Origin of the sequence: Tessaracoccus sp., from assembly GCF_016714275.1 — a bacterium.
Classification (GTDB): Bacteria; Actinomycetota; Actinomycetes; order Propionibacteriales; family Propionibacteriaceae; genus Arachnia.
Map to the genome: position 1 here is coordinate 472,971 of NZ_JADJNP010000002.1, position 18,807 is coordinate 491,777.

Here is an 18,807-nt window from a genome sequence, read left to right on the forward strand (position 1 = left end):
GCATGACGGGAGGGGATCGGGCCACCGGCAAGACACCTGGAATCCGAGACGTGGCCGCGCGCGCCGGCGTCTCCCAGACCACGGTGTCCCACGTCCTCAACAAGACACCGCACACCCGCGTCAGCGCGGACACGGCCGCTCGTGTCCGCGCTGCGGCGGAGGAGTTGGGCTACCGGCCGAATCGGTTGGCGCGCGGGTTACGGACCCAGGCCTCGGACCTGATCGGCCTTGTCACCGAGGAGATCGCCGCCACCCCGCACGCAGGACGCATCATCCTCGGCGCCCAGGAGGAGGCAAGTCGGCTCAACCTCACGCTCGCCATCATCAACTCCGAACTGAACCCCAACCCCCAGGTGAACGCGGCCCAGGTCCAGGCCTTCCTCGACCGGCAGGCGGACGGAATCATCTACGCAACGGTCTATCACGACGAAGTCGTGGTCCCGGAGAACCTGCGGTCCCGGCCCGCGGTGCTGATCGGCGCGCGGGACTCCGCGGGCACGATCCCTGCCGTGTTGCCCGACGAGCGGGCAGGGGCGGCGTCGGTGGTGGAGATGCTGATCAAGGCCGGCCATCGGAGGATCGGGTTCGCGGCGAGCACCCAGGATGTGCCCGCAACGCGTGGACGTCTCCTCGGCTATCTCGACGCCGTGCGCGCCGCGGGGCTGTCGGTCGACGACCTGGTCGTCACGGCCGAGGCGGACGCCCGCGGGGGCTATCGGGCGACGCTCGACCTCCTGGAGCAGCGTCCCACGGCCGTGTTCTGTTACAACGACCGGATGGCGATGGGTGCCTACCGAGCCGCTGGTGAACGCGGCCTCGCGGTCCCCACGGATCTGTCGGTGGTCGGCTTCGACGATCAAGCCCCGATTCCTGACAGCCTATTCCCGACGCTGACGACCGTTGCCCTTCCCCAGTACGAGATGGGCGCTTGGGCGGTTGCGACACTGGGTGCCCTCATCCGCGGAAGGGAAGAGGAGGCGTCGTGGACGGCCTCGCCCACCGTCCTGTCGTGCCCGATCGTCGAGCGCGAGTCGGTGGCACCGCCGCGCATGCCCTGACCCTCGCCGTCGGAGCGGCAACTGCCGGCCTTTTCGAGTAGGGCAGCTACGGGGCGGATACGACCTCCAGGCCGGCGTCGCGCAGGATGCCCGCTCCGGAGGGGAGGCCCGCGTCGCGGCGCGCGGTCTCCGTGTAGCTCATCTCGTAGACGACACGGATGACGCGGCGCGAGTTGATGATCAGGCGGGCGCAGGTCGCACAGGGCTCGTGGGTCACGAACAGCGTGTGTCCCTCCCCGTTCCAGTTGGCTGCCAGCAACGCGTTGACCTCAGCGTGGATGAACCCGCTGTGGCCCTGCTCCAGGCTCTCGCGTTCGTTCGGCTCCCCCGCCGCACGGCCGTTGTAGCCCACGCCCACCACACGGTTCCAGCGGTCGAGCAGGCATGCACCGACCTGCACCTTCGGGTCGGCGCTCCGCGTCGCCCACAGCCGCGCCGTCGCCAGCCCGAGTTCGTCGAACGTTGGTCTCGTCATGTCCGCGATCCTATTGGGCGACGGTAGCGCGCGCGGCCCGCTACCCAGAGACCAGGCCGATCGCCCGGTACGACGACCTGACCTCCAGCGCCCGCACGACGAGGAACGTCGCCGTAGGCCCCGGAATCGCGGCGAGATCCTCCGCGAGCGAGTCCGTCCAGTATCGCGCCGCGAGGCGCGCAACGTAGCGCGTCTCCCGCTCAAGGGCCCGCCGCGCGGACTCGCGAACCACGTCGCGGATGTCGTCGGCCAGCACACCGGCATCCGGTCCGACGGCGACCGCCCCAGCAACCTTCTCGAAGAGGTAACCCGAGCCGTGGAATCGGGGGCGCTGCACGAGGAAGTGCACCGCCACGGCCATCCCGTCCGGATCGCCGCTGCGAAGTCGCGCGGCAACGTCCCACGGATTCACCCGTCGACGCCGATACACCCTGTCCACGCCGACACCGTGCCACAGGCGCGTGGCTGCACCAAGCGTCACCCCTCTACGACCTTGAGAGCACGCGTCAAAAACACCGACTAGGACGCTTCAGCCCCGGTAGCCTGTGAGCCACCATCGACGAAGGAGACGACATGGGGCTGCTGGACAAGATCCTGGGGCGCGGCGGGGCTCCCGCCGCCGAGGCCGGGCCGGGGCCGTTCGACTGCGATGCCGTCAAGGCCGAGCTCGTTCGCCTCACCGATGCTCTCGGCGCGCTGGCCGACGCGATGGACACCGACGGCGCCCCCATGACGAACCCGGGATGGAGCGGCCGCGTCCGCGACCTGCGCGGCTCCCGCGCCGACCTGCGCCTCCTCAGCGGCCGCGGCACGTTCGAACGCGACGACCTGTTCGAGGTCCTCGTCGGCGTCCGCCCCCTCTACCGCGGCACACCGCCAGCGGCGTTTGCACACCTCGCCGCCCTCAACGACGAGGTCAGGGCCGCCATCGAGGCCGTGCACGCCGCCGCGCGATAGGCGTCTCCGGGCGCTCCGATCGCGCGGCATAGTAAGCACAGCCCGGCGGGTACTTATCCCGGGGCCCCGTTTACGCGTCGTCTACGACACGCAATAGTGGGGCATGGCCAATCTCGCGGACATTGCGGCAATTCACCTCCGACTGGGGCTTCTCGGCATCCCCCTGCCCGAGGAAGGACCGGCAGGCAAGGCCGTCGACCTCGTCCGCCCCATCCTCGCCCGGCAGCGCGAACTGAACCGACGCCTGCAGCACCGGCTCCCCGCCGTCGACGGCCGGGTGCAGTCGTTCCTGGACGCCTACCTCGAAGGCACGGGAACCTCGCCGCAGATCCCGCGCCAGACCCTCGTGCTCGACCAACCCGGGCTCGCCCGCGCCATGAGCCTGCCCTACGACGGCGACACCTTCACCTCCGCGCAGCTCACCAGCTACCGCCTGGTCAACGGGATCCTGCACAACCCCGCCAACGACCGCCGCACCACCAAGGGCGTCTTTCACATCGCTGAGGGCGGCCTCCCCATCCAGGACGACAAGCTCGCCGTGCCGCGCGCCGTGTTCGGCCGCCTGCTGGAGCACGCGTTCAACCCGCCCACCGAGGCGATGGTGCTCCCCTACACCTCCAACCGGGACGACCGCCCCACGTGTTGGGCATCGCTGCTGCTGCGGCCGCTCGTCGTCCCGGAGGTTCCCGGCTACACCGGCGAGGTGCGGATGGAGACGCGCTTCTTCGCGCCGGCCACGCTCTTGGCGAACCTGGACTTCGTCGAGGGCATCTTCGGCAACGGCGGCGACCCGTACCTGCCCGAGAACGACAGCTCGCTCGACCCGACGCGGTGGACTGGTCACACCGGCTTCGTCGTGCTCGCGCCGCACCTGACGCGGCTGACGAAGAAGGAACTGGGACTCCCCCGCTGGGACGACGCGACGGAGCGGCAGCGCCGCGACGGAATGTGCTGGAAGGAAGAGGACGAGCGCTATAACGGCGGCTCCGCGTTCAAGGCTTGCGCCCGCGACGAGCGGGGCGTCATCGTCACCGTCATCGCGGACAACTACTTCGGCTACTGCAAGAAGGAGGTCAAGGCGCAGATCAGCTACGCTGCCAACCTCCTCGGCCGCGTCGAGGAGGAACACTCCGGCGGCGCTATCGCGTTCCCCCGCTACAACCTCGGCCAGACCTTCACGAGCACGTACTCGGACCCGACGTGCTGCATCGACGAGGTCATCGCCAACAATCCCGATCGCTTCGAGCAGCAGGCCGAGGGTCACGCCATCGACCTCGAACAGCCGCATATCGTCCTGGTTCCCGAGCGGACGACGTTCTCGCTCCGCGACGTCACCATCTCCTGGGAACGTGATGGCGAGGCCCAGTCGATCCCGTTGCGCGCTGACAAGACCTACGTGCTCCCCGACGGGTATCTCGTCGAGCTCATTCACCTGGCCGCCGACGGCGAACAGTGGACGCTGCTCGGCACCTCCCCCATCGCCACCTCGTGCCACAAGCCCGCCACCGTCTCGGGCGGCGGCAAGTCGGAGATCTCCAAGTCGATCACCGACGCGTTCGTCAACGGCAACGCCTACGTCAACGACTTCGCCGAGGACATCGATCTCGTCGCCGACATCGTCAACTTCGACTTCTCCTCCCGCTTCGCGGAGCCTTCCCAGGGCGACTCCCGGCCGCTTCTCTCCGACGAGCGCAGCGTGGGTTCCGTCATCAAGCTGCTGACGCCCAGCTCGTCGTACACCGCTGAATACAACGAGTGGCTGACGAGCATCCCGCACCACATCAAGGAGCTCGTGTTCGTCGTCAAGCGGTTCTACCGCCCGGAATGGGGCGACGACTGGCCGAGTCACTTCACCGTCGGCCGGATCAACGGCCGGGCGGGGCATGCGCTGCGGCTCGACGGCGAGAAGATCGTCGTGAACATGCTGCGGGTCGGCTTCGCGCCCGACGGTTCGTGGCGCCTCTTCGGGCTCCGCCACGACTTCCACCCGGCGGCGAAGGTGCAGACCGAGGACGACATCACCGCCAGCATGGTGGTGCCGGGTGAGGTCGCGGGACGGGTCGACGGCCTGTCGCGTAAGTACGTGGCCAACTGCGAACAGCTGCTGTTCCAGCGCCCCGACGACGCGATCCACCGCGGCTACGACAAGCAGGCAGAGGCCGACATCGCCGCGGGCGCGTTCCTCAGCAACTTCGCCCCGCTGGCCCGCGAGGACGCCCGAGCCATCGCCGACGACGCGGTCGCCTTCTCGAAGTTCACACGGCCGATGCAGACGCTGATCCGCACGGTCGCCGATGGCGAGGGCGGCGCGCCCTACTTCGTCAGCTCCGCGCATCCGCGCATCGTGAACGGCGCGCCGTCGAAGAATCCGCGCTACCTCCAAGTCCGGCCCGACATCTCCCGCCCGCGGGAGACCGCCGTCGCTGAGATGGCCGCCCGGCTGCATCGCCGCCTGCCGCTGGACGCCGCGCTGCGGCTCCCCGTCGACGTCGTTGCCGCCGGCCGCCGCAACAACGCCGCCGAGGCCGGTGTGCCGCCCCTCTGCTGCTACGCGCCGCTGCACTACATGGAGCTGCCCGAGCTGTTCATGGAGTTCATCTCCTCGATGACCGGCAAGTCCCCGTCGACAACAGGCGCCGGCTCCGAGGGTGCGATGACGAAGGGTCCGTTCAACGCCCTCGCCTCTGTCATCGACCTCAACGCCGCCTTCCTGTCGTTCGCCCTCACTGGATACGACGGCTGGCTGTCGTCCGCAGGCGTCATCGGGCCGAACGTCCGGGTCGACCACGACATCTCACTGCTCGTGCCCGAGGTTTTCTCCCGGATGAGCCCCGCCGAGCGCTCTGCGGCGAACCTGATCGCTGAGGGCGCGCTGGAACGCGTCGAGGACTTCGAGCTGGACGGCGAGGTGATCGAGGCGAGCCGCCTCGGCTACCGCATGACCGCGAAGTTCCAGTCCAAGTATTTCGGCCGCATCTTCATGCACCCGCACGTGGTGTTCTCGGAGAACATGCTGCGCCCCGAGCTGCAGGACACCGAGACCTACGCCGAGTCGGTGCGCACCATCGTGACGACTCACCAGCGCGTCGCCCAGTCCTACCTGGACGACGGCACGGCCGCGCTGGCGGTCCCGCCGGTGAAGGCGCTGCTGGAGATCATGGCGACCGGCTCTTCGGATGGCATGACGCTGCGCGACCCTGCGTTCCGGGCCATGTTCGACCGCGAGCAGGTGCTGGCGTCCGACTGGTACCGGGACCGGCTCGCGGCCCAGGCGGCGTCGATCGCCCTGCACGCCGAACGCACGGTGGGCTCGATGAAACGGTTCCTTGACGAGCCGACCAACGCGCCCGCGGCCGAACGACTCGGCATCGCCGAGCGGATCGTCTCGATGCAGGCCACGCTCGCCCACTACTCGTCTGACGCAGCGGCCGACGAGCTCAGCGGCACGCTCGGCCGACAGGTCAACTGGCGCTTGGCATAGCCACCTCCTTCGGTCTCCGACGTCGCGGCAGGCTGAACAGCCCGTCGTCACCGAGATCGAGCCAGCCGCCGTCGACGAGGGCGTGCGCGTGCGCCAGCGCGTCGAGGAGGGACTGCCCCGTCCTGCGGGCGATCTCAGCCGGCGTCACGGACTCGCGCGGTGCGAGCGCCTCCCGGACCTCCAACAGCGGTCGCTGCAGGGAGTCGAGGGGGCGCCGGTCGCCCCTGCCGTCGGGTTCCCGCGACGGATCGAGAGGCGCGATCGCCTGGGCGATCTCCTCCGCCGACGTGACGAGGACGGCCTCGCCCTCCCGGATCAGCCGGTGAGGCGTGGCCGAGAGCGACGACGTGATGGGCCCAGGGACGGCCAGGACGGGGCGGGCGAGCTCGCCGGCCCAGGTCGCCGTGTTCTTGGCTCCGGATCGTGCGGCCGCCTCCACCACGACGACCGCCTCAGCCAGAGCGGCGATCATCCGGTTCCTCGCCAGGAAGGCGTGCTTCGATGGCCTGACGCCGGGTGGGGTCTCCGAGATCAGGCAGCCCGATCGAGCGACGGCATCGGCGAGCCGACGATTGGCAGCCGGGTACGGGTCGTCGACGCCGCCTGCGAGCACCGCGATGGTGCGCCCGTCGACGCCCAACGCGCCCCTGTGCGCGGCCGCATCGATGCCGTAGGCGAGCCCGGAGACCACGCAGCGGCCCTCCACCGCGAGGTCTGCCGCCAGCGTGACAGCGGCGTGATCGCCGTAGCTCGTGCAGGCCCGAGCACCGACGACCGCAACCGCCCCCGCGAGGCCCTCAACCGGCCCGCCCCGCACCCAGAGCCCCGCAGGCTCGCCGCCCATTCCGCCGACCTGGACCTCGGCGAGCGAGCCGAGGCGCGCGGGCCATTCGTCGTCGCCGGGGACGAGGAAGCGGGCGCCGCAGGCCTTGGTCGCTCGCTCCAGAGCGTCGAGGTCGACCGTCGCGGCGCGTCGCCCGAAGGCCGTCTCCTCGCCCTCGGCCAGCAACCCCGCCCACAGCGCCTCCGCACCGAACTCGGCGAGGGTGTGGCCCAGCAGGGGTGAGCCCCAGGTGCCCAAGGCGCAGAGACCCATCCGCGTCCTTCGTTCCTGCGCGCTCATGCCGCCCTCTTCAGCTCTCCCTGACGCAGATGCAGCGCCGCCCTGACCTCGCGCTCGCCCGGCCTGCCAAGGCCCGTCATGTCGGCGATCGTCCACGCCACCTTCAGTACCTTGTCGACGCCGCGCAGGCTGATCTGCCCGCGCTGGAGGGCGCCGTTCAGCATCCCGAGGTCCTCGGGCAGCGGCAGCTGCTGGCGAAGGTGTGGCCCGGGCACCTCCCCGTTCGTCGTCCACGGTGTGTCGCGCAGCCGCCGCGCCTGCCGGTCCCGCGCCTCCAAGACGCGCTGCAGCACCGCGGCACTGGACTCGGGACGCGGCTCGTCGACCTCGAGGAGCACTCGGTTGACGCCCGCCATCTGATGGCGGATGTCCACCCTGTCCAGGATGGGGCCGCTGATCCGCTCCTGGTACTTGCGCACCCGGATGGGATCGCACCGGCACTCCGCACCGGCGACCCCGTGGTAACCGCAGGGACACGGATTGGACGCCAGCACCAACTGGAACCGTGCGGGAAACCGCGCGGTGGCACGCGCCCTGCTCACCGTGATCCAGCCGTTCTCCAGCGGTGTGCGCAGGGCATCCAGCTTCGGCCCGAAGTCTGGACATTCATCCAAGAAGAGCACCCCGCGATGCGCGAGCGAGATCGCGCCAGGACGGATCTCGCCGGAGCCACCGCCGACCAGCGCCACGGGCGTGACCGAATGATGTGGATCCGCGAAGGGCGGCCGCTGAACGAGGCCGTCCAACGCGCGACCCGCCAGCGAGTGCACCGCCGACACCTCGACCGCCTCCTCCACCGTCAGGTCCGGCAGGATCGACGGCAGCCGGGACGCGAGCATGGTCTTTCCCACGCCCGGCGCGCCGCTCAGGAACAGATGATGCCGCCCGGCAGCTGCCACCTCCAGGGCGAACTTGCCGTCCTCGTGACCCATCACGTCCGCGAGGTCCGGCGCGTAGCCGTCGTCGGCCTCGACCAACGGCGACGACGCGTCGGCCGCCTCCACCGGATTGTCGACCCGCTTGCCGTTCAGCAGCGCGGCCACCTCCTCCAGCCGCCCTGCGCCCCACACCGTCAGCCCCGGAACAAGGGCGGCCTCGGCCTGCTGCCCGGCCGGGACGATCGCACGTTCGAAGCCTGCCCGCGCCGCCGCGAGCATCGCAGGCAGCACGCCGCGGACCTTGCGCACACGGCCGTCCAGACTGAGCTCGCCCAGCAGCACCGTCGATCCCAGCAATCCCTGCCGGATGCCGCCCTCAGCCGCCATGATGGCCACCGCGATCGCGACGTCATAGTGCGAGCCCATCTTCGGCAGGCTCGCCGGCGACAGGTTGATCGTCACCAGCTGCGGCGGCCACGGCAGCTCACTGGCAACCACCGCCGCCTTGACCCTGTCCTTCGCCTCGGACAGCGACTTGTCCGGCAGCCCCACGAGCTGTGTGCGCGGGAGCCCGCCACCCTTCGCGGCCTCCACCTCGACCGGGACGCCGTCGATGCCCGACAACGCCACCGACCATGCCGACGCACGCACTATTCCTCGATCCCGCGCGCGTGGACAAGCTCGGGGTCTGCTCCCGGCCGCCACAGAAGGCCGACGGCGTCGACCCGCAGCCTCCGCGCGGAGGTGCCGGCCTGGCGGGCGAAGATGGCAGCGAGATGCCGCAGCGTCCGCACCTTCGCGTACGTGATCGCCTCCAACGGCGAGCCGTAACCCGTGCCGGACCGGCTCTTCACCTCCACGACCACGACCGCGTCTGCCTCCGGGTCATACGCGACGATGTCCGCCTCGCCCTCGCGACACCGCCAATTGCGCGCCAGCACCTGCCAGCCCAGGTTCTCTATGTACTCAACCGCGCGGTCCTCCCCGCGACGGCCGAACGCCATCTTCTTGGTTTCCATGGCCACCACCCTTCACAGGGCGTAGTGGCAAACGCGCGGCCAGTTTGCCGCTTATCCACAGGCGGGTTCAGGAGGCGGGGCGGTCGCCCTCGGGGACCTGAAGGTCCGAGTGCACGATCTCCTCGATAGAGACGTCGCGGAAGGTCAGCACCTTCGCCGACTTCACAAAACGCGCGGGCCGGTACATATCCCACACCCAGGCGTCGCCCATCGATACCTCGTAATAGACGTCGCCACCCTCGGTGCGGACCTTCAGGTCAACCGCGTTGCAGAGATAGAACCGGCGCTCGGTCTCCACCGCGTAGGTGAAGATGCCGACGACGTCCTTGTACTCGCGGTAGAGGTCAAGCTCCAGCTTGCTCTCGTACTGTTCCAGGTCTTCGGCACTCATGATCCGATTAGCCTAGCGCTTCGCACGACGTTGTCGAAGCACCACCTGTGGATGGGCGACGGTCCGTGCTCGTCCAGCGCCGCCTGGTGCGCGCTCGTGCAATATCCCTTGTGCACGGCGAACCCGTACTGGGGATAGTCGGCGTCGTAGCCGACCATGATCCTGTCCCTCGTGACCTTCGCGACGATCGACGCCGCGCTGACGCACGCCGCCACCTTGTCGCCCTTCCACATCGCGACCCCCGGAACCCCGAGCCCGTCGACGGGGAACCCGTCGGTGATCACGAAGTTCGCCGCGACGTCGAGCCGCCCGACGGCGCGACGGAGCCCATGCAGGTCCGCCTGATGCATGCCGAGTGCATCGCACTCGGCGGGCTCGATGAGCGCCCACGCGACGGCGACCGCCGTGGCGAGGATCTGGTCGTACATGCGTGCTCTCGTGGCGGCGGTGAGGGCCTTGGAGTCGTCGAGACCGGCGATCGGGCGCGCGGGGTCGAGGATCGCGGCCGCAGCCACCAGCGGGCCGGCACAGGCACCGCGGCCCGCTTCGTCGGCTCCCGCCACGGGCCCGAGGCCCGCGCGGGCGACGGCACGCTCGTAGCTGTAGGCACCCCGGCCCAGACGGATCATCAGCAGCCAGTCTCCACGTGGGTGAGGACCGGCTTCTCCGGCGCCTTGCCCTCGGCGGCCGGAACGTGAGCATAGGTCGGCGGCAGCTGGAACGTGGCCAGCCGGTTGAGCGGCGCGACGATCGCGACCGAGGCGCCTACGACGTTCTTGACGGGCACAAACGCGCTCATCCCCGGGTTCTGCGACACGTCGCCCAGCTTGCAGCGCGAGTCCCGCGAGGCGTTGCGGTGGTCGCCCATCACAAAGATGCGGTCCTTGGGAACAACGATGTCGAACGGCACCGTTGCCGCGGCGACCTGCATGCCGTCTTCGGAGAACAGGTACGGCGTCTCGTCGAGGACCTCGCCGTTGACTTCGATCTCGAAGTCCTCCGTGGTGCGCACGTGATCTCCCGGCATGCCGATCACGCGCTTGATCAGGTGCTCGGTTCCCGAGTTGGGCAGGACGCCGACGAACTCCAGCGCCTGCTTGACGGGGTTGTCCTCTGGCGGGCTGGGGTCCAGCCAGTTGCCAGGATCCTCGAAGACGACGACATCGCCCCGCTGGAAGCCGCCGAACTTGGCGACGAGCACCCGGTCGTTCACCTCGAGCGTGTGCTCCATGGAGCCGGAAGGAATGATGAACATCTGCCCGACGAACGTGCGGATCAGCGTCGCGATGACCACCGCACCCACGATGACGAGGAGGCTCTCGGTCAGCCAGCCGAGGACACGACGACCGGCGCTGGGCGGCGTCGGTTGCGATTCCGCGCGCTCGGACGGCTCGGTCACTTGGTCCACATCAGGCCCTTCATCGATAGCTCAGGCTCACTCGCCGTCCCGAGCATACCGCCCGGATCCGACAGGTCCGGAAACGGCGAACCGCCGGGCGAGAGGACTCGATCCCGGCGGTTCCGCACCTCTGGAGAGGTGCGAAGCTCAGCGCTTCTCCTTGATCTTCGCAGCCTTGCCGCGCAGTCCACGGAGGTAGTACAGCTTGGCGCGACGCACGTCGCCACGACGCTCGACCTCGATCTTCTCGATGATCGGAGAGTTCAGCGGGAAGGTGCGCTCGACGCCCACGCCGAAGCTCACCTTGCGGACCGTGAAGGCCTCCTGCACGTCACTGGCGTTGCGCGCGATGACGACGCCCGCGAACACCTGGACACGCGAGCGCGTGCCCTCGATGACGCGCACGTGCACCTTGACGGAATCGCCGGCGCGGAAGTCCGGGATGTCGTCGCGCAGCGCTGCCTTGTTGATGTCTTTGATCAACTGATGGGTCATGGATGTTCACCCTTTCCGTCAGTGCCACAGGTCACCGCGGTGTTCGTCTCTCCCAAGCCAGTACAGACGATCCCCCCGTGGCAGGAGCTGCGTGATTTGGGGCCGCCCGGAACGGGCAGCGAGAAGAAATTATGCCAGACGGCGCGACCCCCGGGAAATCCGGGGGCCGCGCCGTCGGAGTGTGAGGTTTCGGTGCGAACTCGCCGAGCGGCTCGTCCTTACTCAACCTGACTCTTGTCCGGCTGACGCCGGGCAGAACTCACTTCCCGTCGCGCTTGAACATCGCCGCGATGAGATCGCGGTTCAGCTGAGCGATGGACTCCAGCGGGATGCCCTTCGGGCAGACCGCGGCGCACTCACCAATGTTGGTGCAGTTGCCGAAGCCCTCCTCGTCGTGCTGCGCCACCATCGACTTCACCCGGCGGTACCGCTCGGGCTGGCCTTGCGGAAGCATGGCCAGGTGCGTGATCTTCGCCGACGTGAACAGCATGGCGGAGCTGTTCGGGCACGCCGCGACGCAGGCGCCGCAGCCGATGCACGTGGCGTTGTCGAAGGCGATGTCGGCCTCACGCTTGGGCGCGGGGGTCGAGTGCGCCTCGGGTGCCGCGCCCGTGTTCGACGAGATGAAGCCGCCGGCCTGGATGATCCGGTCGAAGGCGGTGCGGTCGACGACGAGGTCCTTGATCACAGGGAAGGACCCCGCGCGCCATGGCTCGATGTCGATCGTGGCGCCGTCCTCGAACGAGCGCATGTGCAGCTGACACGTCGTCGTCGGCACCGGAGACTCACCCCGGCCGTGAGCGCTGCCGTTGATGACGACACCGCACATGCCGCAGATGCCCTCGCGGCAGTCGTGGTCGAACGCAACGGGCTCCTGGTTGTCGGCCGTGAGGCTCTCGTTGAGCAGATCGAGCATCTCCAGGAAGGACATGTCCTCAGACACGCCGTCGAGGTTGTACTCGACCATCCGGCCGGCGGCGTTGGCGTTCGCCTGGCGCCAGATACGTAGCTTGAGCTTCACTTGTAACTCCGTTGCTTGAGTTCGATTGCCTTGTAGTTCAGGGGCTCGCGGTGCAACACGGCCTTGCCCCCTTCGCCGCCCCACTCCCAGGCGCCGACGTACAGGAACTGGTCGTCATGACGCAGGGCCTCGCCGTCCTCCGTCTGGGACTCCGCGCGGAAGTGGCCGCCGCACGACTCGCGCCGGTGCAGCGCGTCGATGCACATCAGCTCGCCGAGTTCGAAGAAGTCGGCGACGCGTCCTGCCCGCTCGAGGGCCTGGTTGAAGTCCTCGGCCACGCCGGTGACGCGGACGTTGTTCCAGTAGTCCTCCTTCAGCGCCCGGATGAGGCCGATGGCCTTCTTGAGGCCCTCCTCGGTGCGCTCCATGCCGCAGTACTCCCACATGATCGCGCCGAGCTCCTTGTGGTAGGAGTCGACGGAGCGGGTGCCCTGAATGGACATGAGCTTGTCGATACGCGCCTGCGCGGAGGCGAGTGCCTCGCTGACCGCCGGGTGGCCCGCGTCGAGCTTCTCGAACGGCGCGTCGGCCAGGTAGTCGTTGATGGTGTTCGGCAGCACGAAGTAGCCGTCGGCCAGGCCCTGCATGAGCGCCGACGCGCCCAGGCGGTTGGCGCCGTGGTCTGAGAAGTTCGCCTCGCCCGCGACGTAGAGGCCGGTGATCGAACTCATCAGGTCGTAGTCGACCCACAGGCCGCCCATCGTGTAGTGCACCGCGGGGTAGATGCGCATCGGCGTCTGATACGGATTCTCACCCGTGATCTGCGCGTACATGTCGAACAGGTTGCCGTACTTGTTCCTGACCGCGTCCTCGCCGAGGCGGTTGATCGCGTCGGAGAAGTCGAGGTAGACGCCGCGGCGCATCTTGCGCTCGTTGCCGTGCGCGTCGCGCTCCACGACGGCGGGGCCGACGCCGCGGCCCTCGTCGCACATGTTCTTCGCCTGGCGCGACGCGATATCGCGGGGCACCAGGTTGCCGAACGCCGGGTAGATCCGCTCCAGGTAGTAGTCGCGGTCCTCCTCGGGAATCTGACGCGGATCCTTGGCGCAGTCCTCCGCCTTCTTCGGCACCCAGATGCGGCCGTCGTTGCGCAGCGACTCCGACATGAGCGTCAGCTTCGACTGTGTGTCGCCGTGCACCGGGATGCAGGTCGGGTGGATCTGCGTGTAGCAGGGGTTGGCGAAGTAGGCGCCCTTGCGATGCGCACGCCAGGTGGCGGTGACGTTGCAGCCCATCGCGTTGGTGGAGAGGAAGAACACGTTGCCGTAGCCGCCGGTCGCGAGCACGACGGCGTCCGCCGTCCACGTCTCGACCTTGCCGTTGACCATGTTGCGGGTCACGATGCCGCGGGCCCGGCCGTCGACGACGATCAGCTCGACCATCTCGTGGCGGGTGTACATCTTCACGGTTCCCGCGGCGACCTGGCGCTCCAGCTGCTGGTACGCGCCGATCAGGAGCTGCTGGCCCGTCTGGCCGCGGGCGTAGAACGTGCGCTGCACCTGCACGCCGCCGAAGGAGCGGGTGTCGAGGAGACCGCCGTACTCGCGGGCGAAGGGCACGCCCTGCGCAACGCACTGGTCGATGATGTTGGCCGAGACCTCGGCGAGCCGGTAGACGTTGGTCTCGCGGGCGCGGTAGTCGCCGCCCTTGACCGTGTCGTAGAAGAGCCGGAAGGTCGAGTCGTTGTCGTTGCGGTAGTTCTTCGCGGCGTTGATGCCGCCCTGGGCCGCGATCGAGTGGGCGCGACGCGGGCTGTCCTGGTAGCAGAAGTTGAGGACGTTGTAGCCCGCCTCGCCGAGCGTCGCCGCGGCGGCGCCGCCTGCGAGGCCGGTGCCGACGATGATGACCGACAGCTTGCGGCGGTTGGCCGGGTTGACAAGGCGAGCCTGGAACTGGCGGGTCTTCCACACCTTCTCGATGTCGAGGCCGGTGGGCGCCTTGGCGTCGGCGATGTCCGCTCCGTCGACCCAGAACTCCTGGGTGGTTGCGGTGGTGGTCACTTGATCACTCCAAACAGGATGGCGAGGGGCATGATCATGAAGCCGACGTAGAGGACGACGGCGACGACGATCGCGACGAGGTTCAGGACCTTGCGGGCCTCCGTGCTGGTGTTGGCGCCGAGGGTCGTGAGCGCGCTCCAGACGCCGTGACGGACGTGCATGCAGATCAGCACCATGCACAGCGCGTAGAACGCGACCATCCACCACTCCAGGAAGGCGTTCATCACCATTGTGTGCGGCTCGTGCGGGTCACCGCCGAACGACTTGGGGACGATCGTGAACTGAAGCAGGTGGAAGACGACGAAGAACGCGATGATGACGCCGCCCCAGCGCATGGTCCTCGCCGAGTAGGTCTGGACGAGCCGCTTGCTGTTGACGTACTTGTCGCCCCGGTTGCGGATGGTGTCCCTCGACAGCGACGCCGCGGACCAGATGTGCAGGACGATCGCAGCCAGGAGCGCGAAACGGAAGACCCAGATGAACTGCCCGGCCGGCATGATCGGAGCCATGATGCCGCCGTCGTCGGTCAGCCCCTTCAGCCAGTGCGCGTAGTGATCGTAAGCCTCGAAGCTCACGAACATCTTCAGATTGCCGTACATGTGCACGAGCAGGAATCCGATCATCACCAAGCCGGTCACCGCCATGATGACCTTCTTGATGACCGTCGAACGCAACGCTCGTTGATGAATGGTGAGTGTTGTTGCCACGGGCTCACTCTAGCCAACAGGAGGGCCTCAATGGTGGTAGGGGGCAGGTTAAACCACGCTTCCGCAAAAACGAAATTACGCGCTTAAATCCTCACGTATTTTCGCTGCTGGCTAGGGGCGTTGCCAGATCGGGTCGTCGCTCCCTCGTGCGGGCCTCAGCCTGTTCCCGGCGCCACTTCGCGACCAGGCCGTGGTTCCCACTGAGGAGCACATCTGGCACCTCCCGGCCGCGCCAAACGGGCGGCTTCGTGTAGTTCGGATACTCGAGCAGCTGCGCGTTCCCGGCTGAGTGCGACTCCTCCCGCAGCGACTCCGGATTGCCCAGCACGCCGGGCAGCAGCCGCACGACGGCCTCCGTGATCGCCAGCGCCGCGACCTCTCCCCCGCCCAGCACGTAGTCGCCGAGGCTCACCTCGACGACCTCGTACCGCTCCTGGCAATAGTCGACGACGCGCTGGTCGATCCCCTCGTACCGGCCACACGCGAACACCAGCCGCTCCTTGGCCGCCAGTTCGTAGGCCAGCTCCTGCGTGAACGGTCGGCCGGCGGGCGTGGTGACGATCACCGTCATCGGCAGCGGCGATGCCTGCTCCAGCGCGTCGAGGGCCTCCCCCCACGGCTCCGGCTTCATCACCATGCCCGCGCCCCCGCCGTAGGGCGTGTCGTCGACGGTCCGGTGCCGGTCGTGGGTCCAGTCGCGCAGGTCATGCACGGCAACCTCGACGGTGTCTGCGGCGATGGCCTTGCCGACGAGGCTCAGCCCCAGCGGCGCGAAGTAGTCGGGGAAGATGCTGACGGCGTCGATCCTCATTCGTCGTCCTCCAGCAGACCCGCGACGTCAGCGAGGCGGACGTGCCCAGCCTCGACATCGACGACGGGAACGAGAGCCTGCACGAAGGGCACCATGCGCTCCTCGCCGGCGACATCGCACACCAGCACGTCTTGCGCCGGGAGGTGAGCGACCTCGGTCACCGTTCCGACGGGCGTTCCGTCATGCCGCAGCACCGCGATGCCGACCAGCTGGCGGTCGAAGTACTCCTCGGGCTCGCTCGGCCGTTCAGCGGCCGGGACGCGGGTATGCAACAGCTGCCCTGTGAGCGGTTCGACGGCGGTCCTGTCGGGGTAGCCGACGAGCGTGACGGCCAGTCGGCCACGGTTCCAGCGCACGCCTGCGATCTCGACCTTCTTGCCCTTCTCGCCCAGCAGCAGTTTCGCTCCGGGAAAGAACCTGCGCCCTGGCTCGTCGGTGCGCAGGTCGACGGCGATCTCGCCACGGATGCCGACCGCACGGCCGAACCGGCCGACAGTCACCTCGATGGTGTCAGTCATTTGGCCCTCCTCGGGAATGTGCGACGCCGGTCGAGCGATGTGCTCGACCGGCGTCGGTTGACTGCCTCAGCGGCGGCGGGGCCGATCCACGTCGACGAAGTCGACCCGGATCCCTTCCTTGCCCGCCAGCGCGCCGATCACGGTGCGCAGCGCCTGCGCGGTGCGGCCCTGACGGCCGATCACCTTGCCGACGTCCTCCGGATGCACGCGCACCTCGAGGAGCCGTCCGCGGCGCAGGTCCTTCTCCTTGACCGTCACGTCGTCGGGATTCGAGACGATTCCTGCGACGAGGTGCTCCAAGGCGTCGGCCAGCATGCTCACTCGCCTTCGGCGGGGGCCTCGGCCTCGGCGGCGGGAGCCTCGACAGCCTCCGCCGCCTTCTTCTTGGCCTTCGAGATGGCGGGCGCGGTGGCGCCGGCATCCTCGGCGAGGGCCTTGGCGAACTCGGCCTCGCGGTCACGGCGCTCCGGCTGCGGGTCGATGCCCGAAGGGCTGGTGTCGCCGGTGAACTTCTGCCAGTCGCCGGAGCGCTTGAAGATCGCGACGACGGCCTCGGTCGGCTGCGCGCCGACGCCCAGCCAGTACTGCGCGCGCTCGGAGTCGACGCGGATCACGCTCGGGTCGTTCTTCGGGTGGTACAGGCCGATCTCCTCGATGGCCTGGCCGTCGCGCTTGGCGCGCGAGTCGATGACGATGATGCGGTAGTGGGGCGAGCGAATCTTGCCGAGACGCTTCAGGCGGATCTTGGTTGCCACTGGTGTGGTTTCTCCTGTTACTCAGTGTGCCTGCGGCCGCAGGCGAGTGGATGGACGCGCCTATGCGTGTGGGGCACGCGCGGCGCAAACCTGAGGGACTCCCCCGCCCGCGTGAGAGGGCACGAACGAAGAAGGTGCAGCGGACATTGTGCCAGAGGTTCCCGGCTCGGCCCAAACACGCACCACGTTGACGGATAAGTGTGGCCAGATCGGGATTCTGGCTCTCAGGGCCGTCCCGCGCCTATCTCACCGCACTTATCGGTCAGGCTCCGAGGGTGCGGCTACGCTCGTCGACGTGCAGATCTCCGCGGAAGCGTTCGAACTCCTGGTTGAGGAGGCGCTCGGCGAGCTTCCCGAGCAGCTCCTCCAGGGCATCGACAACCTGATCTTCGTCATCGAGGACGAACCGGAGGACGGCACCGACATGCTCGGCGTCTACGACGGAACCGCGCTCACCGAGCGTGAGCAGTACGGCTTCGGCCAGCTCCCCGACCGCATCGTGTTGTTCCAGGGCCCGCTAACGCGCATGTGCCAGGACGAGGACGAGCTGTACGACGAGATCTGGATCACCCTCGTGCACGAGTTGGGCCACTACCACGGCATCGAGGAGGAGAAGCTCCACGAGCTGGGCTGGGGCTGACCCTTATAGAACGCGGCCCCTCAGGACGCGGGCGACGGGACGATACAGCGTCGAGAGGTCCGCGCGCGGGTCGGCGTCGAGCACGATGAGGTCGGCGCTGGCGCCTGCGGTCAGCACGTCGGCGCCGAGCCAAGGGCGGGCACGCCAGCTCGCGGCGCCGAGGGCGAACTCCGCACCGCCGACCTCCGCCAACTCCGCGATCTCCTCGCGGATGGAGCCGTGCGCCACGACGGTGCCGGCGTCGGTGCCCGAGTAGACAGCGACGCCCGCGTCGACGGCCTTCCCGATGGTGTCCTTCCTGCGCTCGTACAGATCCGTCATGTGCGTGTAATAGGCCGGGAACTTTTCCTTGGCGGGCGCCGCGTACTGCGGGAACCGCGCCAGGTTGATCATCGTGGGCACCAGAGCCGTGCCGCGCGCGACCATCTGGGCGATGACGTCGTCGGACATGCCGGTGCCGTGCTCGATGCAGTCGATGCCCGCGGCCACCAGTTCGGCGACGGCCTGCTCGCCGAAGCAGTGCGCGGTGACCCGAGCGCCCTCCTCGTGGGCCACGGCGATGGCCTGGGCCGCGACGTCGGCCGGCCAGAGCGGCGCCAGGTCGCCGACGGCGCGGTCGATCCAGTCTCCGACCAGCTTGACCCATCCGTCGCCCGAACGCGCCTCGTGCCGGACCTGCGCGACCAGGTCCTCTGGCTCCACCTCGGCGCCCAGGTTCCGCAGATAGCGCTTGGGCCGGGCCACGTGCCGGCCGGCGCGGACCAGCCGCGGGAGAGCGTCGTCGGACTGGACCCAGCGCGTATCCGAGGGCGACCCGGCATCCCGGATCAGCATGGTGCCTGCGGCGAGGTCGGCGAGCGCCTGCGCGCGGATCGTCTCGGGGCTGACGGCGCCCTCGGCGGAAAGCCCGATGTGGCAGTGCGCGTCCACCAGGCCAGGAATGATCCAGGCATCGGTGGCGATGGTGTCGGCGTCCGGGACCGGCTCATGCTGCAGGACGCCGTCGGCGATCCAGAGGTCGACGACCTCGTCGTCGGGGAGCAGGTGGCCGCGGATATGGAGGGCGCCGTTCATGCGGC

General features: G+C 68.6%; 21 protein-coding genes. 4 read left to right on the forward strand and 17 right to left on the reverse strand.

What is annotated here, in order from left to right:
- Nucleotides 1-50: 50 nt before the first annotated feature.
- Nucleotides 51-1,058, forward strand: coding sequence for a LacI family DNA-binding transcriptional regulator (locus IPJ61_RS10845; RefSeq protein WP_297106891.1), 1,008 nt, complete (start codon nt 51-53; stop codon nt 1,056-1,058).
- Between the two features lie 46 nt (nt 1,059-1,104).
- On the opposite strand, the gene IPJ61_RS10850 is transcribed toward IPJ61_RS10845, so the two are convergent.
- Complete coding sequence (locus tag IPJ61_RS10850) at nt 1,105-1,533, reverse strand: dCMP deaminase family protein (protein ID WP_297106897.1); 429 nt, start codon at nt 1,531-1,533, stop codon at nt 1,105-1,107.
- 40 nt (nt 1,534-1,573) lie between these two features.
- Nucleotides 1,574-1,972 carry a hypothetical protein gene (locus tag IPJ61_RS10855; RefSeq protein WP_297106900.1) on the reverse strand — a complete coding sequence of 133 codons (399 nt, stop codon included), beginning with the start codon at nt 1,970-1,972 and terminating at the stop codon, nt 1,574-1,576.
- Between the two features lie 134 nt (nt 1,973-2,106).
- Between IPJ61_RS10855 and IPJ61_RS10860 the strand changes: the two genes are divergently transcribed.
- The gene (locus IPJ61_RS10860; RefSeq protein WP_297106903.1) at nt 2,107-2,490 is read left to right on the forward strand and encodes a hypothetical protein; all 384 of its coding nucleotides are present in this window, start codon (nt 2,107-2,109) and stop codon (nt 2,488-2,490) included.
- A 103-nt stretch (nt 2,491-2,593) separates the two neighbouring features.
- The gene (locus IPJ61_RS10865) at nt 2,594-5,971 is read left to right on the forward strand and encodes a hypothetical protein (protein ID WP_297106905.1); all 3,378 of its coding nucleotides are present in this window, start codon (nt 2,594-2,596) and stop codon (nt 5,969-5,971) included.
- Here the strand turns inward: IPJ61_RS10865 and dprA are convergent.
- The 14 genes from dprA to rpsP form a co-directional block, all read right to left on the reverse strand.
- Nucleotides 5,952-7,094, reverse strand: coding sequence for a DNA-processing protein DprA (dprA, locus tag IPJ61_RS10870; RefSeq protein ID WP_297106907.1), 1,143 nt, complete (start codon nt 7,092-7,094; stop codon nt 5,952-5,954). The two genes, IPJ61_RS10865 and dprA, sit on opposite strands and share 20 nt — an antisense overlap.
- Entirely contained in the window at nt 7,091-8,626 is a 1,536-nt protein-coding gene (locus IPJ61_RS10875) for a YifB family Mg chelatase-like AAA ATPase (RefSeq protein ID WP_459251299.1), read from the reverse strand. The genes dprA and IPJ61_RS10875 overlap by 4 nt, the downstream gene beginning before the upstream one ends.
- Nucleotides 8,623-8,991, reverse strand: coding sequence for a YraN family protein (locus tag IPJ61_RS10880; RefSeq protein ID WP_297106914.1), 369 nt, complete (start codon nt 8,989-8,991; stop codon nt 8,623-8,625). Before IPJ61_RS10880 ends, IPJ61_RS10875 begins: the two co-directional genes overlap by 4 nt.
- Nucleotides 8,992-9,058: 67 nt before the next feature.
- A complete protein-coding gene (locus IPJ61_RS10885) occupies nt 9,059-9,382 on the reverse strand; it encodes a DUF2469 domain-containing protein (protein ID WP_297106917.1) in 324 nt (107 codons plus the stop codon).
- Nucleotides 9,379-10,011, reverse strand: a complete 633-nt coding sequence (locus tag IPJ61_RS10890; protein WP_297106919.1) for a ribonuclease HII — start codon at nt 10,009-10,011, stop codon at nt 9,379-9,381. Before IPJ61_RS10890 ends, IPJ61_RS10885 begins: the two co-directional genes overlap by 4 nt.
- On the reverse strand, nt 10,011-10,781 hold the full coding sequence (gene lepB / locus IPJ61_RS10895; protein WP_297106921.1) for a signal peptidase I: 771 nt from the start codon (nt 10,779-10,781) through the stop codon (nt 10,011-10,013). The genes IPJ61_RS10890 and lepB overlap by 1 nt, the downstream gene beginning before the upstream one ends.
- Nucleotides 10,782-10,928: 147 nt before the next feature.
- On the reverse strand, nt 10,929-11,276 hold the full coding sequence (gene rplS / locus IPJ61_RS10900; RefSeq protein WP_297106923.1) for a 50S ribosomal protein L19: 348 nt from the start codon (nt 11,274-11,276) through the stop codon (nt 10,929-10,931).
- 259 nt (nt 11,277-11,535) lie between these two features.
- The gene (locus IPJ61_RS10905; protein WP_297106926.1) at nt 11,536-12,297 is read right to left on the reverse strand and encodes a succinate dehydrogenase/fumarate reductase iron-sulfur subunit; all 762 of its coding nucleotides are present in this window, start codon (nt 12,295-12,297) and stop codon (nt 11,536-11,538) included.
- A complete protein-coding gene (locus tag IPJ61_RS10910; RefSeq protein WP_297106930.1) occupies nt 12,294-14,297 on the reverse strand; it encodes a fumarate reductase/succinate dehydrogenase flavoprotein subunit in 2,004 nt (667 codons plus the stop codon). The genes IPJ61_RS10905 and IPJ61_RS10910 overlap by 4 nt, the downstream gene beginning before the upstream one ends.
- Nucleotides 14,294-14,941 carry a succinate dehydrogenase cytochrome b subunit gene (locus tag IPJ61_RS10915; RefSeq protein ID WP_459251300.1) on the reverse strand — a complete coding sequence of 216 codons (648 nt, stop codon included), beginning with the start codon at nt 14,939-14,941 and terminating at the stop codon, nt 14,294-14,296. Before IPJ61_RS10915 ends, IPJ61_RS10910 begins: the two co-directional genes overlap by 4 nt.
- 154 nt (nt 14,942-15,095) lie before the next feature.
- A complete protein-coding gene (gene trmD, locus IPJ61_RS10920) occupies nt 15,096-15,815 on the reverse strand; it encodes a tRNA (guanosine(37)-N1)-methyltransferase TrmD (RefSeq protein ID WP_297106936.1) in 720 nt (239 codons plus the stop codon).
- Complete coding sequence (rimM, locus tag IPJ61_RS10925; protein WP_297106939.1) at nt 15,812-16,333, reverse strand: ribosome maturation factor RimM; 522 nt, start codon at nt 16,331-16,333, stop codon at nt 15,812-15,814. The genes trmD and rimM overlap by 4 nt, the downstream gene beginning before the upstream one ends.
- Before the next feature lie 66 nt (nt 16,334-16,399).
- Nucleotides 16,400-16,648 (reverse strand): RNA-binding protein, encoded by a 249-nt coding sequence (locus IPJ61_RS10930; protein WP_297106942.1) that lies wholly within the window; start codon nt 16,646-16,648, stop codon nt 16,400-16,402.
- A 2-nt stretch (nt 16,649-16,650) separates the two neighbouring features.
- Nucleotides 16,651-17,088, reverse strand: a complete 438-nt coding sequence (gene rpsP, locus IPJ61_RS10935; protein WP_297106945.1) for a 30S ribosomal protein S16 — start codon at nt 17,086-17,088, stop codon at nt 16,651-16,653.
- 295 nt (nt 17,089-17,383) lie between these two features.
- Between rpsP and IPJ61_RS10940 the strand changes: the two genes are divergently transcribed.
- Nucleotides 17,384-17,728 carry a metallopeptidase family protein gene (locus tag IPJ61_RS10940; protein WP_297106948.1) on the forward strand — a complete coding sequence of 115 codons (345 nt, stop codon included), beginning with the start codon at nt 17,384-17,386 and terminating at the stop codon, nt 17,726-17,728.
- A gap of 3 nt (nt 17,729-17,731) precedes the next feature.
- Here the strand turns inward: IPJ61_RS10940 and IPJ61_RS10945 are convergent, their stop codons facing one another.
- Complete coding sequence (locus IPJ61_RS10945; RefSeq protein ID WP_297106951.1) at nt 17,732-18,802, reverse strand: amidohydrolase family protein; 1,071 nt, start codon at nt 18,800-18,802, stop codon at nt 17,732-17,734.
- Nucleotides 18,803-18,807 lie beyond the last annotated feature (5 nt).